This window comes from Photobacterium alginatilyticum (assembly GCF_009910675.1).
Taxonomy (GTDB): Bacteria; Pseudomonadota; Gammaproteobacteria; order Enterobacterales; family Vibrionaceae; genus Photobacterium; species Photobacterium alginatilyticum.
Window position 1 is genome coordinate 279772 of sequence record NZ_RSEJ01000004.1, and the last position, 17082, is coordinate 296853.

A 17082-nucleotide genomic window follows, 5' to 3' on the forward strand; every position below is an offset into this window, starting at 1 on the left:
ATTTGTCTGACTTTGCTGTCATACAAAAACGAACGATACGGTATTCAGGGAGCTAGCTTTGCCCAGTTGTTAATAACCTGTATCACCTGTTCTGATGAGTTACAGCCCTCCGGACTGGTCACGTTTGGAATGGCAATAAACATCATAGTTCATTGCCAAACAATCGCCCGTTGCGAGGTTTTCACGATGCGGTTACCCATAGGATATGTGCATCCTCTTTACTTATAGACACCAGCATATGCCCCATTGTGGCATCGTAGTAAACGGAGTCACCTTCTTTGAGCTGCACCGGCTCGTAGAATTCAGAGAAGAAAGTGATCTCGCCGGAGAGAACAAGCAGAAACTCTTCGCCGTCATGGCGGATCCAGTCTGAATAGTCCTCAAACTGACGGGCTCTTACCCGTGATTTGAACGGCATCATCTTCTTCTTGGTCAACTGTGTGGCCAGCAACTCATGCTCATAGGTCGTTGTCGGGTGAGGTTTGCCTTCATCCTGACGGGTAATGTCTCGACGACCCGTTGCCTTAATCTGCTTGGGAGGCGCAAATAGCTGAGGAATATCAATTTCCAGGCCGCCAGCCAACTTTTGCATAGCCTGAAATGTCGGGGAAATTTGCTCGTTCTCAATCTTTGAGAGCGTCGAACGGGCCAAACCAGTACGCTTGCTGGCTTCTTCCAGTGTCAGGCCATGGGCCATCCGGATTTCTTTGAGTCGCTTGCCGAGTTTCAGCGGTTCAATTTTTTCGTCTTTATCTGCACCCTGTTCTTTCGCCACCGTCATCGATGGGTAGACATCAAGCTGTTGTTCGTCACTCATTACATCCCTCCTTGGTACTACTGATACTTCATTTTGGCATAGCCGATCGGAAACTTAAAAGTCATACGAATAAAAAAGTTTGACCCATGCATCATATTTGAAACAAAGTTTCCAAAAGGAAACTTCAACTTTTCTGCTTCCTTTTTGACCGCCAAACAGGGCAATAATTGCACTGCGGCACATTCCTTTCTCCCACATTACCTCATTTGCAAAATACTTACAAAACCCTTACTGCAGCTGGGCTTGTTACCAAATTTAACCACATCGCAACAGCGACGTTAAACATAATGATGACTAAGAAATTGGCCTTTTGACAGAAATTCACATGACAAGACGCAAACGTTTGCTTAAAATGTGCGACACTAAAGTGGACGATGTTCCACTATTGGAAATTTTCGTTTGATCGGCTATCTATAGAAAGGTATGTTACGCAGTTGTTAGGGTCAGTTAGACATTCAGAATCATTTTTTCGTCTGATTAGGGCAATAAGCTGCAGATATTATCCATAACAACAAAACAGCCAACGGCTCTGGAAATGGAACACCCACTAGGGCGCACTTGAGGATAACGTGAAATGAAAGCTTCATACCAAAACCACGATTTAGAAATGTTCTTCTCCACCAATCTTGCTCAGGTGGACGGAGCAGTCAACGCAGGCATCGAGGCAGAACTAAACCGCCAGAACCAGCAAATCGAGCTGATTGCCTCTGAGAACATCGTTTCTAAAGCGGTTATGCAAGCACAAGGTAGCTGTTTAACCAACAAATACGCCGAAGGCTACGCAGGGCGCCGTTACTACGGTGGCTGTGAACATGTCGACGAAGTAGAGAAAATCGCCATTGCTCGTGCCAAACAACTTTTCCAGTGCGAGTACGTGAACGTTCAGCCACACTCTGGCGCCCAGGCCAACGGTGCAGTCATGCTAGCACTGCTTCAGCCGGGTGACACCATCCTGGGTATGTCTCTGGATGCCGGTGGCCACTTAACTCACGGTGCTCGCCCTGCCCTTTCCGGCAAGTGGTTCAATGCGGTTCAATACGGTGTCAGCGAAGGAAACTGCGAAATCGACTACGACCAAGTGCGTGAGCTTGCTATCGAAAGCCAGCCTAAGATGATTATTGCCGGCGGTTCAGCCATTCCTCGTCAAATCGACTTTGCCAAGTTCCGCGCAATTGCCGACGAAGTTGGCGCATATCTGATGGTTGATATGGCACACATTGCCGGCCTAATCGCCGCAGGTGAACACCCTAACCCAATTCCACACGCTCACGTTGTAACCACTACAACGCACAAGACACTGCGTGGCCCTCGCGGCGGTATGATCCTGACTAACCACGAAGACATTAACAAGAAAATCAACTCAGCGGTATTCCCAGGCCTTCAAGGCGGTCCGCTGATGCATGTTATTGCCGGTAAAGCGGTTGCTCTGGGTGAAGCCCTGGAGCCTGAATTCAAACTGTACATTAAAAATGTGATCAACAACGCGAAAGTATTAGCAGAAGTCCTGCAAGCTCGCGGTTGCGATATTGTTACTGATGGTACAGATACGCACCTGATGCTGGTTGACCTTCGTCCTAAGGACCTGAAAGGTAATCAGGTTGAAGAGGCACTGGAACGTGCAGGTATCACCTGTAATAAGAATGGCATCCCATTCGACCCAGAAAAGCCTATGGTTACATCAGGTATTCGTCTTGGTACACCAGCGGGCACAAGCCGCGGCTTTGGCTCTGAAGAGTTCAAACAAATCGGTGAGTGGATCGGCGATGTACTTGACGGTCTGGTTGCCAACCAGGAAGACAACAGTGAAGTTGAGCAACGTGTGAAACAGCAGGTACAGAAACTGTGCAGCCGTTTCCCGCTATATCAGTAATCCTCTACGATTATTGATTACGACAAACCGAAATCTGTGGCCCGGTGCATTTCTAGACGGGCCTGTAAAAATAAACAAAATCTGCGGAAGCATTGCGCAAGGAGTAAAAATGGAAAATACATTGAAGTTCGCTGAAAGCCATGAGTGGGTACGCGACAACGGTGACGGCACTATCACTATGGGTATCTCTAACCACGCTCAGGGCCTACTAGGTGACGTTGTTTTCGTTGATCTTCCAGAAGTTGGTGACTCAACAGAAGCTGGAGAGACTTTCTCTCTCGTTGAATCTGTAAAAGCAGCCTCTGACATCTATGCGCCTGTAACCGGTGAAATTGTTGAAATCAACGAAGAGCTGGAAGACAGCCCAGAGCTGATCAACGAAGAACCGTACGAAGGCGGCTGGATTGCTAAGATCAAAGTGGCCGATGTTGAAGAGCTAAGCAAGCTTATCGACGGTGAGAAATACCTAGCGTCTATCGACGAAGATTAATTGAATACCGGCTTTTAGGTAACGAGAAAACAATTTCCGCTTAAAAGCCGTTTTCAACCTACTCTCGATGACTTCCCACTATTGCATCATGCTCAGGTGTAATAGGCAGTAACTGTTCAGGAAAGAACCATGACCGACATGACTCTTCTAAATGCATTAAGTGACGATAAGGAATTCGCAGGTCGTCATAATGGCCCGGATTCAGCACAACAAAAAATCATGCTGGAAACTATCGGCGTAGCAAGCGTTGATCAGCTGATTGAAGAAACCGTCCCGGCGGCAATTCGTCTGCCAGAACCAATGAAGTTAGACCAGCCACAAAGCGAATCAGATATGCTTGCCAACCTTAAAGCAATGGCGAGCAAGAATATCATCAACCGCAGTTTTATCGGTCAGGGTTACTACAACACCTTTACGCCAAACGTCATTCTGCGTAACGTCCTGGAAAATCCAGGTTGGTACACAGCCTATACCCCTTACCAGCCAGAAATCTCTCAGGGTCGCCTTGAGTCGCTGCTAAACTACCAGCAGATGATCATGGATCTAACTGGTATGGAGCTGGCTAACGCCTCGTTGCTCGATGAAGCGACAGCAGCAGCCGAAGCCATGACTCTGTGCCAGCGCGCGGGGAAAAACAAGAGCAAAGCATTCTTTGTATCAAACGACCTGCACCCGCAGACTGTAGATGTCGTTCGTACCCGTGCCGGTTATATCGGTATTGAAATCATCACTGGCTCTATCGACGAGCTGGACAACCACGACGTATTCGGCGCCTTGGTTCAGTACCCGGGCACCAGCGGTAACGTGGTCGACCTGACTGAAACTATCGAAAAAGCACACGCCAAGAAAACACTGGTTGCCGTTGCCTCGGATCTGCTTGCACTAACGCTTCTGAAATCACCTGGCGAAATGGGTGCCGACGTAGTTATCGGTAGTGCCCAGCGCTTCGGTGTACCAATGGGCTTCGGTGGTCCCCACGCTGGCTTCATGGCAACCAAAGATAAGCACAAGCGTACTATGCCTGGCCGTGTTATCGGCGTATCGAAAGATTCCAAAGATAACCAAGCCCTGCGTATGGCAATGCAGACGCGTGAGCAGCATATCCGTCGTGAGAAGGCGACGTCTAACATCTGTACCGCTCAGGCACTTCTGGCAAACATGGCTGCATTCTATGCCCTTTACCACGGTCCGGAAGGCCTGCGTAAAATCGGCCGCCGTGTCCACCACCTGACAGCAATTCTGGCGGCTGGCCTGCGCAACTCCGGTATCGAACTGACACATGACACCTTCTTCGACACCATTACGCTAAACACTGGCAAGAAAACGAACGAGTTCTACAAAAAAGCACTTGATGCAGGTATCAACCTTCGTAAGTATGACACTCAGCTTGGTATCAGCATTGACGAAACCACCAAGGTTGAAGATATCGAAGAGCTATTGGCTCTATTCAGCGGTAATGAACTGAAAGCATCCATGTTCACGGCTGATATCGCTTCTGACGAATTTGCAGCTATCCCAGAAAGCTGTCGTCGTACCAGCAAGTACCTGACGCACCCAGTATTCAGCGAGCACCACAGTGAAACGCAGATGATGCGTTACATGAAGAAGCTGGAAAACAAAGACTACTCACTGACTCACGGCATGATCCCGCTAGGCAGCTGTACCATGAAGCTGAATGCCGCAGCAGAGATGATCCCTGTCACTTGGCCTGAATTCGGAGCCCTGCACCCATTTGCTCCGGCTGATCAGGCGAAGGGCTATGCTGAACTGGCTGAGAAGTTCTCTGAAATGCTGTGCTCTGTAACAGGCTACGATGCATTCTCGCTACAGCCTAACTCAGGTGCTCAGGGTGAGTATGCCGGCCTGATTGCAATTCAGCGTTACCACGAGTCAAACGGTGAGTCACACCGTAACGTATGTTTGATCCCAAGCTCTGCACACGGCACTAACCCGGCTTCTGCGGCTATGGTATCGATGAAAGTCGTGGTTGTTGGCTGTGACGATCTGGGTAACATCGACGTTGAAGATCTGAAAGCGAAGATCGAAAAACACCGCGACAACCTATCGTGCATCATGATCACCTACCCTTCTACCCACGGTGTATACGAAGAAGCCGTGCAGGAAGTGTGTGAACTGGTACACGAAGCTGGCGGTCAGGTTTACCTTGACGGTGCTAACATGAACGCCCAGGTTGGCCTAACCAGCCCTGGCTTCATCGGCTCTGATGTCTCGCACCTGAACCTGCACAAGACCTTCTGTATCCCACACGGTGGCGGCGGTCCGGGTATGGGTCCTATCGGTGTTAAATCGCACCTGGCTCCGTTCCTGCCGGGTCACACAGAAAACTCTGAAAGCAACAAGCCTCAGTACGCGGTATCAGCTGCTGAACTAGGTTCTGCTTCAATCCTGCCAATCTCATACGCTTACATTGCGATGATGGGCGAAGAAGGCCTGACTGAAGCCACGAAACTGGCTATCCTTGGCGCAAACTACGTGATGGAGCGTCTACGTCCGCACTACCCTGTTCTGTACCGCGGTACGCACGGCCGAATTGCTCACGAATGTATTATCGACATTCGTCCAATCAAAGAAGCCTCTGGCATCTCTGAGGAAGACGTCGCGAAGCGTCTGATGGATTACGGCTTCCACGCGCCAACCATGTCATTCCCTGTTGCCGGTACACTGATGATCGAGCCAACAGAATCTGAAGATCTGGCTGAGCTGGATCGCTTCTGTGATGCGATGATCGCAATCCGCCACGAGATTGCCCGTGTTCAAGATGGCGAGTGGGATCTGGCAGACAACCCGCTAGTCCACGCCCCACACACTCAGGCAGACTTGATGGAAGCCGAGTGGAACCGCAGCTACAGCCGTGAGCTAGGTTGCTTCCCGTCAAACCAGACCAAGGACGCCAAATACTGGCCGACGGTTAACCGGGTTGATAACGTATTCGGTGACCGTAACCTAGTATGTTCTTGCCCGGGTATTGAGAACTACATTGAAGACTAATGTAGTGGTCTATTTAAAATTTGGACAAACCTAATAAAAAATGGACAAACTTCGGTTTGTCCATTTTTCTTTCTCTTATCGCGCTAATCACTGTTCTATACATGTTTCCCTTTTTTCTGCTTCTTTTGCCAAAGTTGAAGCAACTACCTCTATCAATGCAGCTCTAGCATCGTCATAACCTTGATAAAGCCATGCATTGAACTTAACGAAAACATATTTATTTCCTCCAGCTTCATCACGGGCTTGCAATTCATTCTCAATAAGCCGGATCATTGAGGATTTACCAACTCCCCATGCCCCCGAAACTCCTATCGATATAGGTCTTGATTGCGCTTGAATGATTATCTCTGCAACAGTTTTTGCAACACCATCAAAGTTTAAAAAGTCCTTATCGGCTTAGTTATCAGTCCACATACAACCTTCATATAAGCACCTAATCTTATACAAACCAATTTGATATTGAGTTGATAAAGATCGATTAATTGGATAGTTATTGAAGGTATAAGTTTTCTACAACCATTTGGTGCTTTACATACTTTTACTAAGTTTGGGGCTAACCCTTGATAGGTTCTTTAATGACATCAGTCTACTTAGATCAAATCCGGCTCTATCAACTGATAGATTGACTCTTACCTAATCCAATTACTTAATTGCATCTGTCAATGACTAGTACGGCAAACAGTAAAGCACTTTGGGCAAATGTAACCTTGTTTTACCGACCAAGTGGTGTGGCAGCTGGCACAACGATGATGAGTCCTTTCTTTTTTGGTTGACCGTATCTTCACCTCCGCCTCGGCCATAGCCCTAAAGCGACTGGCTTGCGAAACATCAGCTTTGACCCCACTTTTTTTATGCTCTAACTCCATTCTTAACGTCATGGCATTTAAGTGCTTCTCAGCAGACTCTTTAACTCTTTGGAACCTGGGATGAGATATCCATCTCTTCGACTTTAGATCCGTCCTCAGAAATTCCAGAAAAAGGTTTTTAAAAGGTTCCTGACCATCTTTCTTGCGGCTCTCTATGAATACCTTATGCAAAGCATCCAGTTTAATCTCAATGATTCCGCTTTTACTGTCTCTAAGCCACTCTAATTCGTGAGGAACGGTTCTATCTGGATGAGTGAAATAGATACAGAAATCGTAACCCGATATATCACCAACGATATCAACATGGTGCCCATGAAAAGTAGATTCCACCTTGACATCCAGGAGGGTGATTTTACTCGAGGGTGTGATTAGGTATGGAACTTCAGCGTATTTGCCGCTTGAAGTCTTTTTGGCTAAGGTCTTTTTATACTCAGGTAGTGCGATGGTCAAATTGTCTGATATCACTTGCCTTGCCATGAGGCGCAGTGAGAGATAAAAGTTGTAAACGCATTCCTCTTTTGTCTTGTCTTTAACCCCCTTGCTGCTGTGTGAGAAATGCCAAGCCTTTTCGTCACCCTGTTTAGCTACAAGCGGAGTACTACAAGAAGGGCAAATGCAGCCGCATTTTTTTCCGTTTTCAACTTCAGCCACATCAACCAAATTATTTGTGGACGTTTCCAAGCCGAACGGGATAAGTGTAAGTGACATGTACAATCCCCTAAATACTGACTTGATACCATGTTAACCAATACTCAACACGTTGCAACGATTAGATATCTATTACTGAGAGCCTACGTAACCACAGAAGTTAATGTTAATAGTCCCGGAACAGAGGAACCGGAGTTTAACCGAAACATTCTTAATGCCCACAAATTTTTTGGCTGCCATCTCAACGAAAAAATGGACACAACGCCTTAATAGATTGCTTATCAAGATTTCGTGTCCATATAGATAGATGATTGATAACGCTCTACATCACATCTGCAAATTCAGGAATTCTATCAGTTGTCGATAACTCACATTCAACAAGCTTTCCTTGTTTAAGCAATTGTTGTTTCTTCATTGCCTGTGTTTCGAAGTAGTCCTGAGCAACAGCGGTTTCGATAAATTCTACGGTGTGTTCGGTAAATTCATGTACTGTCTGCTTAATTTCAGCTAACGACACATTAAAGAACTCTTTTCTTCTGTTCACCATATTTAGTCGTCGATGATCAAACGTATCATGTAGCCTTTTCTCTAACGTTGGTGCATCATCTGTATGAATCATCGCGTGTACGTCGAAGGTAAATGGTACTGAAGCATCGCCAAGCTCCTTAACGCGATCCATAGGTTCAAGGCGGCGTGTCATACCAATCTTGTAAACTTCTTCGCCAAATGAACCAATGTTTGAAATAATGTACACATGCCCACGCTTGGTTTGCTCTGCCATTGACTGAGCCCGCTGATGCTTCTGCTCGGCTTCAATTAAATCAGACTGTAATTGAGCAATCTTAGCTTCCAGGTCGGCTTTCGTATCATCCGTAGCTTTCTCTAGCTCTTTACGTGCTGTATCTAGAGCCTTCTGATAACGCTTCTCTTCCTTAATTGCTTCCGCTTCTGCTTTCTTTATCTCGGCTTCTATTCTAGCCTCTTCACGCATTTGAGCTTTAATCTCTGCTTGCTCTTCTTTTTCTCGTTGTTTTTTTTCATGATATTCATAGGTCATTTGCAACTCTTTTATCTTTTCTTTTAGGTAGTTACGTGTAATAAATATCGTATTTGTCTCATTTAACTTATTAATAGCATCAAACGCCTTCTTGATTCTCTCCTCCATCTTATTGACATTTTTCCAGGTACATTTTGCTATTGCAGCATCACATTCATTATTGAATGCTCTAGCCGTTAACCTAATCCCCCTATCAGTCATTTTTCTGCCTTCAGTTCTTGAACCATGCACTTCCCACTCTGTAGAGCAGAAAATAGCACCTCGGGAGCTTTTTTCTCTTAACAATGCTTTTTGTCTATCCTTACACTTCTTGATCTCATCCTTGAATATCTCTGATGCATCAAAATCAAACTTTGGCTCATAGAAACCAAGTTCGATCAGCTCAATATCTTCACTAAAAATAGCAATTTGTTTAGTAAGGGCATCATATGTACTCTTCTTACTCTTATAATCAACTCGGAGGTTTTTAATTTGATCTTCTATTGATTGTATTTCCCTATTTGCCTCATCTTTCTTACCTTCAAGATGGCGCAATTCTTGACGATACCTCTCTTCTATCTCTTGCTTATCGGATACAAGTTGAACTTTAATTTTGTCGCATTCAGCTTCAATATCAATAACTTGAGAGTACTTTTCTTTGTATTCATCTAACAGGTTAGATTTAGTTTCGATATCACCTTTCAATTCTAGCAGTTCTTTCTGGAGCTTTTTTAGCTTGTTGCTGGCAACAATTCCAACCAATAGTAAGGCAACTACAGCAACTGTAATTACATGAAAAGTCGTTATTTGATCCATCTTCCCAACCAGTCTATTTACAAACGGAGCGGTAAAACATAGCGTATATCAATCTATTGAATACGGAGGTAAATCACAGTTTTATATGCTTTCACAAGCTGAACCTTAAGAATCAAGTTTCCCAAACTCCATCTAAGGCATTGTCTCTACAGCCTTTTCGCTATTGCGACTTAGCTACATTCCTTAAAATACACTAAAGAGCCATTCCAAACTGCTCGTGATCTCTAGCCAAGAATCATGGAGATAGGCTTGCAATATCAGGGAGGACTCCCTGACTCAGGACATCTTCTTGTTAAATTAAGTTACACTATGACACGCCTCCCCACTTAAAAAAATTCACCACAAAATCAGTCAATTAGCTTTGTCCAAATTTAAAATATATTAATAAACCAAATGGGGCTTTGTCAGGCCTGCACTGGCTAACCACTTTGTCCAAAATTCAAATATCCCATCACACTAAGGTTTTTTGATCACAGATAACCAAGTTGGAAACTGTGAAAACCGAGTTGGAAACTAACTTGAATAACAAAAGGCGAACCATTTGGTTCGCCTTTTTGTATATAGGATTCAATGAGGTATAAAACCGAATCTCCCTTTCCTCTTGCTTTTAGTGAAATATATATGGTTCACCACTTCACTAACATCCTCGGGGACATCCTCATTCTCGATAATTACTAATTGTTGTGATTTATCAAGACCCTTCAACGAGGCATAGAAACTCGATGCCATGTCTTCTGAAATTTCTTCTCATTCAGGAACATCTGGCTTTTTGTACGTAACTAATGGCGAATCAATGACCATAAAGCCTAGACCTTTGTATAGTTCCAACAATGAAATAGCACAAGCAGCATACGTTATTGAACGATAACCTTTACCTGCCAAGTTCCGACTTTCTCCAGCAATCACAAAGTCCTTGTCATCCTCACTATACAAAACGCGACTTGATTCAACATTTGGATAACCCCATAAATCAAAGTATTCTCCTATCCAATTAGCTAAACTTTCCATCATAGCTACAACTGGAACCTCAAACTGCCTTGAAGTTGAGGAGTCTTCTATAACCTGCTCTATGTCATTTTTTTGTAGTTGCAGCCCCTCAATGTGCTCTATGAGATAAATGTTGTGTTGACCTCTGGGTATATAATAGATCTGTAGGGTGTTTGTGGTGGAGCTTGAGATAAGTCAAATTACATATCAAAGCTTAGATAGCTTCACACCTTTTAAGACATTAAATACAGTTAGTAATAGATGAGAACCTGCCTGTGAATATTGAATATTTGACTGATATTATCATTCTGTTATCTGCGGCAGTCATTACTGTCCCTGTGTTTCAATGCTTAGGCTTTGGTGCAATACCAGGTTTTTTGTTCGCGGGGGCAATCGTAGGGCCATCAGGGCTAGGCTATATTCAGGATTACGACGAGATTGCCCAACTTGCTGAGTTTGGTGTGATTCTCCTATTGTTTATTATCGGAATAGAAATTAAGCCATCCAGACTTTGGAATATAAGGAGGTTGGTATTAGGGCTTGGGACTCTTCAGGTTCTAATAACAGGAGCTTTAATAACTGTAATAGCACATGAAATACTTAATTCTTCGTGGGAAGCTTCTCTTTTAATAGGGTTGGCGCTAGGCCTTTCCTCAACGGCCTTTGTACTTCAATTATTAACGGAAAGGAAGATGATCTCATCAGAATACGGAAGGCCCTCAGTTGCTATATTACTGTTACAAGATCTGGCGGTTGTCCCACTCTTGGTTTTTGTTTCATTTATGGCCGAACCGGAGTTAACAATAGTAGAAGACATTTTCCTGGCATTAGCTGAGGCGTTCATTATTCTTTTGTTAATTATTGTTCTTGCCAGATATATTTTGACTCCCTTGCTAAAAATACTTTCCCGGTTTGGTTCACCCGAGATATTTACCGCATCCGCTTTACTTTTGGTATTAGGGTCGGCATATGTAATGGAGCGTATTGGATTTTCGATGGCTATGGGGGCATTTGTTGCTGGCTTGTTGATTGCTGACTCATCTTATCGCCATCAAATCATCGCAGAAATTCAGCCTTTTCGAGGCTTGTTGCTTGGACTGTTTTTTATGTCAATGGGTATGTCCTTAAATATTGATAAATTTTTAGACCACCCTATCGTGCTCTTAAGTTTTACAGTTGCACTAATGACTATCAAGTTTTTTATTCTCTGGCCTTTGTTACGATTATTCGGAATAAAGAAAAAAGCATCGATTTCGGTCGCCTTACTCTTAGCACAAAGTGGTGAATTCGCATTAGTATTGTTTGCAGTAGCGAAAAGTACGGGAGTTTTGGATGAAGCTTTATTCCAGCACCTTCTAATAATTGTACTGCTGAGTATGCTTATAACACCAGCGCTAGATAAAATAGCTTACCGAATTTTTTTAGCTTCACATAGAAATATCACAACAATACAAACTGCTGATATCGATAAACACGAGCAACATACCAAGCCTATCATTATTGCGGGTTTCGGAAGAATGGGCCATAGAATCGGTTATATTATGGAGTTGATGAAAGTACCTTATCTAGCAATTGATAAAGATGAATCTCTCGTAGAGCACGAACGCTCAAAAGGAAAGCCCGTGTATTTCGGAGACGTTCAAAACCTCGAAGTACTAAGAGCTGCCGGGGCTACTGATGCCCCCTTTGTAGTCATTTCAATTAATGATCCGGACGTGACCAAGCAAATTGTATCCTCTCTTCATTCTGCCATTCCAGACATTCCTATTTTTGCTCGTGGCCATGACCTTGTAAAATGTCACGATCTTAGAGTACTTGGTGCACATTATACAGTTTCGGAAACTCTAGAGGCCAGCGCAGAGCTTGCCCATGCTGCATTACGTCATATGGGTTTTGAAGGTTCGGAAATAGCAATTGTGCTTGAGAAATTTCGGAAAGACTACTACAAACAGGTCAATATGGAGGAGGAAAAGAAAACGAAGCTGTGAATAGTGAGAAAAGTTAAATACTTGACCTACTGTTAGTCACTATATATTGAAGTAACTCTATCACGCTAGCCAAGTTTATCACCGATCTGCCCCCAACATTTCATGACCTTCCTTAACATTTTCTTGAAGCTCATCTGCTAATTTAATCCAGTAGCTTTAGACAGCATTTTAAAATGTTTATGTTGTACTGTTCTCATGCAGAAATGATAACTCAAAACATTTTTGTGCTTGTAACAATGTAACTTCCAGATACAAGAAAGGGGCGATTGCTTCGCCCCTGTTTAACAAGAGTCGATAAGCGTTACTTCAGCAAAAGCAGTTAGTTAATTTGAAAGGTATGAAATCAACAAACATGGTAATTGATACCAGATTCATCAACGACGGCTTTTAAGTTCTCAGTGGCAATATTCAATGCCAGAGGCAATTCATTACTTCTAGTCCCGGCAAGAAACAGGAGGTTCTCCATTGTTTGCTCAAAATCAGCTTTATGTTGCTAGGAGTAAATATGTTGATATTTGATAAAGGCAATGCTCGATTTAATTTCCGAAGCGTTGCTGTAATAGTTAATGACGACCATGTATTGTTGCACAGGGCTGTTGGAGATTCTTTTTGGACACTTCCAGGTGGAAGAGTAGAGTTCTTCGAAAATACTGATGCTACTTTGAATAGAGAGTTGTTAGAGGAATTGGGAATTGAATCAACTGTAAAACGTCATCTGTGGTATGTTGAAAACTTCTTTGAGTATTCAAATAAAAGCTTCATGAAGTTGCTAATTACTTTCTCGTTCAACTCGATGAACCTCATCGACTGCCAAAGAACGATATTTTCCGTGGTATTGAGCAAGACGTAGATCTTGAGTTTAAGTGGTTCCCACTTAGTGAACTTTCAGATGTGAAATTGAAACCAGAGTTTTTACAGTTTGGGCTTTTAGATTTATCTTCAGAGACAAAACACATCAAAGTCAATGAGATTTCAGCATATGTTTAAGATTTCAAGATACTTTTTCTTATCTATTATGGTGGGGTTAGTGCTATTGCACTAACCAACCTTTTCCATCAACGAGTTAGTGGGACTTCCGCTGACTTGTGATCACCAAGCGATTCTGTCAATAACAGCAAACCATATCGTCTGACATGAACTAGCCCCAAAGTCATTTAGAGAAAAAGATTATGTACACTCTGTTAAAGGGATTTTATTCTGATAGAAGTTATCAAAAAAATTGAAGAAGAAAGTACATAATCTTTGAATAAAACTTAATTAGGCTCTATGACAATGCAATTTCGCCCCTGTTTTTTAGCTTCATATAGCAGCTTGTCAACCTGAACAAAGACTTGATCATAGCTAAGGTTTACAGGCCAGGCGCAGAGACCACCGCTGACGGTAAAAGATACAGAGGTACCATCATCCAACACCAACGGAGAATTCTGCAATTGTTTTCGGATACGCTCGGCAATGCCCTGTGCATCTTGGCGAGTTGGCCCTGATAGCAAACAAAGAAACTCCTCGCCACCAATACGGGAAGGGCTGTCAACACTACGCAGGTTTTGTTTAAGTATCTGAGTAAAGTGACACAGTGCCAAATCACCTGTACTGTGGCCAAAACGGTCATTAATGTTTTTGAAATAATCGAGGTCGAATAGCAAAAGATAAATGTCGGAGCCGTTTCTTTTAGCCAGTGCCTGTGCACGATCTGCCGCAACAGTAAAAGCGTGGCGATTCATTAACCTAGTCAGGTTGTCGGTTGATGCTAAGGTTTGTAACTGCTGTTCTTTTTCAGCCAGCTTTTTCAGCATAAAATGAAAAACGCGCTCTAGCTGACCGATTTCATCAGCACGATAAACCTGTTGAAGGAAGGCAACCTCTGATGAATTGTGGGCTGCATAGTTCATACGTTGTTCAAGCTTTTTCAAACCGTTGGTAATACTATGAGCAATCCCCAAGGTCATCAGCAACAGAATGGCCATAGATAACATACTCCAGCCGGCCATTCGCCAGCCGATCTCCTTTAGCCGATACTCCCTCTCTAAAGGATCGACATAAACTAATAACTTTGTAAATGAGAACTTCCTCGCCAAGTTTTTTAGCTCTTTAGTTAGCATATTGATTTCAGCAAAACCTACCCTCGATTCATGAGCGTTGAGCACGGCGACATCAACCACATTAGCAATGCCCATATAGCCGTCATCGGGGTCTGACTTCTGTGGTTCAGCAACGAGTATTTTGGTTCTGTCCAGATAGCGGACCGGGGTAATAGCGGCATGTCGATAAAACAGAGCCACATCAACCCTCTCCAGATCCTGTAAGTTTAACTGCTGACGAAGTCGAAAAAGGACATCTTCCACCTGAGTCCAATCCAGGATAAGCGTTATTATACCAACCATTTTACCGTTGCAGTTCTGCACTGGTATGCTAAATAGCAGGCTATTATTAGCAAAGGGCAGCCCTAATGTTCTGATCATCGCTTCCCCTCCGAAGGAAATCACTATCGGTAGGTGGTCTTGATGTTCGCTTAAATGCGACAACTGGTGGCTAAGCAGGCGGAATCGCCGAGACATGAGCTCACCTTGTTTGCGCAGCGACTCTAATTCATTGGATAGCAAAGCAAACCGCTTGAGGCGTTGATCTTTGTTGTCCAACCAGTGCTGATAATCTGCTTTTAGACGCTCTACCACCTCAACAGAGAGCAGTTGGCCCTCTATATTTCTACGCAACATATGGCGAGTAGCCGGACTGATGGAGAGCAATGTTCGCCTTTCATGACCTTGAGTATCAGAGAGAATCAACGCACTGAACTTAGATGTATTTTTCAGTACAGACTCCATTACATCATTGGAGGGAGACTCTGAGTCTACGAGACATTGGGACAAGTTAGCAGCGGTATGATGAAACTGGTCGTAACTCGCTCTAAATACTTCATTTAGCTCCCTAGTTCCGACCGAGGCAGCATAGCTAACCATATGTGAGAGGCTATTATCTAATTGTTCGCGTTCTGAACGATATTCGAGTATATCCATCATCACGATTGGCAAAAGCACGGGTAATAGAGAAATGATAATACGGGTTCTAATGTTCATTGACGGGCTGCAACTAAGCGCTGATCCTCCGGAATAATCACTCCCAGTTGTCGGACAACTTGCAAGCTTTTGTTATCAAATCGGGCCAAATACATAGGCAAATCGAAGTGATGGTCATCGCGCAACCGCACGAGATGTTCACCCCCATACAGAGAAAGTCCCGCCATTTGGTCAATAACTTTCTCACGATCCACGCCTTGCCGCTCAATCGCTTCAGCAAGCAACATGACTAAATCATAATGAGCCTTAGTGGCATAAGTGATAATCGCATCATCGGCAAACCTCTTGGTCATTTGGCTTCGAAAGTTACTGGCGACCTCCGTTTCTAAATCAGAGACAAAGTGGAGTGCGGTATAGACCCCAGATAAAGCTTGAGGGCTAACCCGCCCCAGGTAAGTTTCATCAGCAGCAAAGGCCAGAATACTAACCTTGCGATTCAATCCACTTTGTTCCATCTCTTCAAGAAACTGAAAGCCATCCTCACCAGCCATAATCAACAACAGATTATCCGCTCCAGACGCATCAATATCTTTAATAATGGAAGTAAAGTTCTGTTCTCCAAAGGCAGTGTAACTCTTGCCAGACAGTTTTCCTCCGATCTGTCTCAGGGTATCTTCGATCGTGAGGGCCATCTCGTGAGGCCAGAGATAGTCATAGCCGACAATATAGAAGTTATTCCCATATTCTTCTTTAAGAATAGGTAAGATGGGGGTCACATAATGATCCGGAATAGTGCTGTAACAGAAGAGGTAGCGATTGACACTCCCGCCCTCATAATCGATACCATAGAGAAGTGGGACCTGATAACGGTTGGCAACCTCCAGTACTGCCTCTCGTGATGTGCTGGAAACAGGCCCCATCAGAGCGAATACATCATCCACCTGAATCAGTTCTCGGGCCAACCGCACCGATTTCGCCGGATCAGTTTGATTGTCTTGTATTAGCAATTGAAGCTGATGACCGCCACTTACCCCGCCCATAGCGTTGATCTGATCGACAGCCAACTGAGCACCTTGAACCCCGGCAATTCCGTAATTCTGATACGAACCGGTCTGAGGCAAGATAACTCCGATTTTGATTGTTGGTTTCGGCTCAGAGCAAGCTACTAGCAGAGTTAGTACAGCCGTCCATAGTATAAAAAAGGTGAATCTAAACATCTTTAATAAAATATCCATCCTGACTATGGGTCGTGTCGCAAAGTTCTGAAGAAGTATAAACTGTATTGATTTTTAGATGTAAGTAGGCTGCTAGTGCGTAAAATTGCTCCAGCTTGCGACAGAGTCCCTTATAGTTTTATGTAACACTTGGCTAATACCTATCGTTATACGCATGATGAAGTGGTCAAGTAAAATTGGCCACGGTTTTAGAGTCATTCCAGAATAAGCGTTCTGACTCATTTGGCGTCAGACCACCGTTATATTGATGTGGCCTGATCTCGCTGTAATATCCTGTGATGTACTGAGTGATTGAACGCTGTGCCT

The 17082-nt window shown here is 44.0% G+C and carries 11 protein-coding genes and 2 pseudogenes; 5 read left to right on the forward strand and 8 right to left on the reverse strand.

Annotation, left to right across the window (positions count from 1 at the left end; translation table 11 throughout):
* Window positions 1-181: 181 nt before the first annotated feature.
* Window positions 182-817, reverse strand: coding sequence for a helix-turn-helix domain-containing protein (locus EIZ48_RS06510; RefSeq protein ID WP_075767615.1), 636 nt, complete (start codon window positions 815-817; stop codon window positions 182-184).
* Window positions 818-1391: 574 nt separating this feature from the next.
* Between EIZ48_RS06510 and EIZ48_RS06515 the strand changes: the two genes are divergently transcribed.
* From EIZ48_RS06515 to gcvP, 3 genes are all read left to right on the forward strand, one after another.
* The gene (locus tag EIZ48_RS06515; RefSeq protein WP_160649446.1) at window positions 1392-2687 is read left to right on the forward strand and encodes a serine hydroxymethyltransferase; all 1296 of its coding nucleotides are present in this window, start codon (window positions 1392-1394) and stop codon (window positions 2685-2687) included.
* A 109-nt stretch (window positions 2688-2796) separates the two neighbouring features.
* Window positions 2797-3177, forward strand: a complete 381-nt coding sequence (gene gcvH, locus EIZ48_RS06520) for a glycine cleavage system protein GcvH (protein ID WP_160649448.1) — start codon at window positions 2797-2799, stop codon at window positions 3175-3177.
* Between the two features lie 129 nt (window positions 3178-3306).
* Entirely contained in the window at window positions 3307-6186 is a 2880-nt protein-coding gene (gene gcvP / locus EIZ48_RS06525; RefSeq protein WP_160649450.1) for an aminomethyl-transferring glycine dehydrogenase, read from the forward strand.
* 87 nt (window positions 6187-6273) lie between these two features.
* On the opposite strand, the pseudogene EIZ48_RS06530 reads toward gcvP, so the two are convergent.
* The 4 genes and pseudogenes from EIZ48_RS06530 to EIZ48_RS06545 all read right to left on the reverse strand — a co-directional run.
* A pseudogene (locus EIZ48_RS06530) lies at window positions 6274-6549 on the reverse strand (P-loop NTPase fold protein); the annotation flags it as partial.
* A gap of 296 nt (window positions 6550-6845) precedes the next feature.
* Window positions 6846-7760: a competence protein CoiA family protein gene (locus EIZ48_RS06535; protein ID WP_160649452.1), complete on the reverse strand. Its 915-nt coding sequence runs from the start codon at window positions 7758-7760 to the stop codon at window positions 6846-6848.
* A gap of 262 nt (window positions 7761-8022) precedes the next feature.
* Window positions 8023-9552 (reverse strand): SNIPE associated domain-containing protein, encoded by a 1530-nt coding sequence (locus tag EIZ48_RS06540; RefSeq protein ID WP_160649454.1) that lies wholly within the window; start codon window positions 9550-9552, stop codon window positions 8023-8025.
* A gap of 747 nt (window positions 9553-10299) precedes the next feature.
* Window positions 10300-10563 (reverse strand): hypothetical protein, encoded by a 264-nt coding sequence (locus EIZ48_RS06545; RefSeq protein WP_160649456.1) that lies wholly within the window; start codon window positions 10561-10563, stop codon window positions 10300-10302.
* A gap of 251 nt (window positions 10564-10814) precedes the next feature.
* On the opposite strand from EIZ48_RS06545, the gene EIZ48_RS06550 reads away from it, so the two are divergent.
* Together EIZ48_RS06550 and EIZ48_RS06555 are read left to right on the forward strand one after the other, a co-directional pair.
* Window positions 10815-12527: a monovalent cation:proton antiporter-2 (CPA2) family protein gene (locus EIZ48_RS06550; protein ID WP_160649458.1), complete on the forward strand. Its 1713-nt coding sequence runs from the start codon at window positions 10815-10817 to the stop codon at window positions 12525-12527.
* A gap of 505 nt (window positions 12528-13032) precedes the next feature.
* Window positions 13033-13377 (forward strand): NUDIX hydrolase, encoded by a 345-nt coding sequence (locus EIZ48_RS06555; RefSeq protein WP_240152889.1) that lies wholly within the window; start codon window positions 13033-13035, stop codon window positions 13375-13377.
* 403 nt (window positions 13378-13780) lie between these two features.
* On the opposite strand, the gene EIZ48_RS06560 is transcribed toward EIZ48_RS06555, so the two are convergent.
* The 3 genes and pseudogenes from EIZ48_RS06560 to EIZ48_RS06570 form a co-directional block, all read right to left on the reverse strand.
* A complete protein-coding gene (locus EIZ48_RS06560; RefSeq protein ID WP_160649460.1) occupies window positions 13781-15601 on the reverse strand; it encodes a GGDEF domain-containing protein in 1821 nt (606 codons plus the stop codon).
* Complete coding sequence (locus EIZ48_RS06565) at window positions 15598-16776, reverse strand: substrate-binding protein (protein ID WP_338046903.1); 1179 nt, start codon at window positions 16774-16776, stop codon at window positions 15598-15600. The genes EIZ48_RS06560 and EIZ48_RS06565 overlap by 4 nt, the downstream gene beginning before the upstream one ends.
* Window positions 16777-16942: 166 nt before the next feature.
* Window positions 16943-17082: pseudogene (locus tag EIZ48_RS06570) on the reverse strand (IS3 family transposase); the annotation flags it as partial.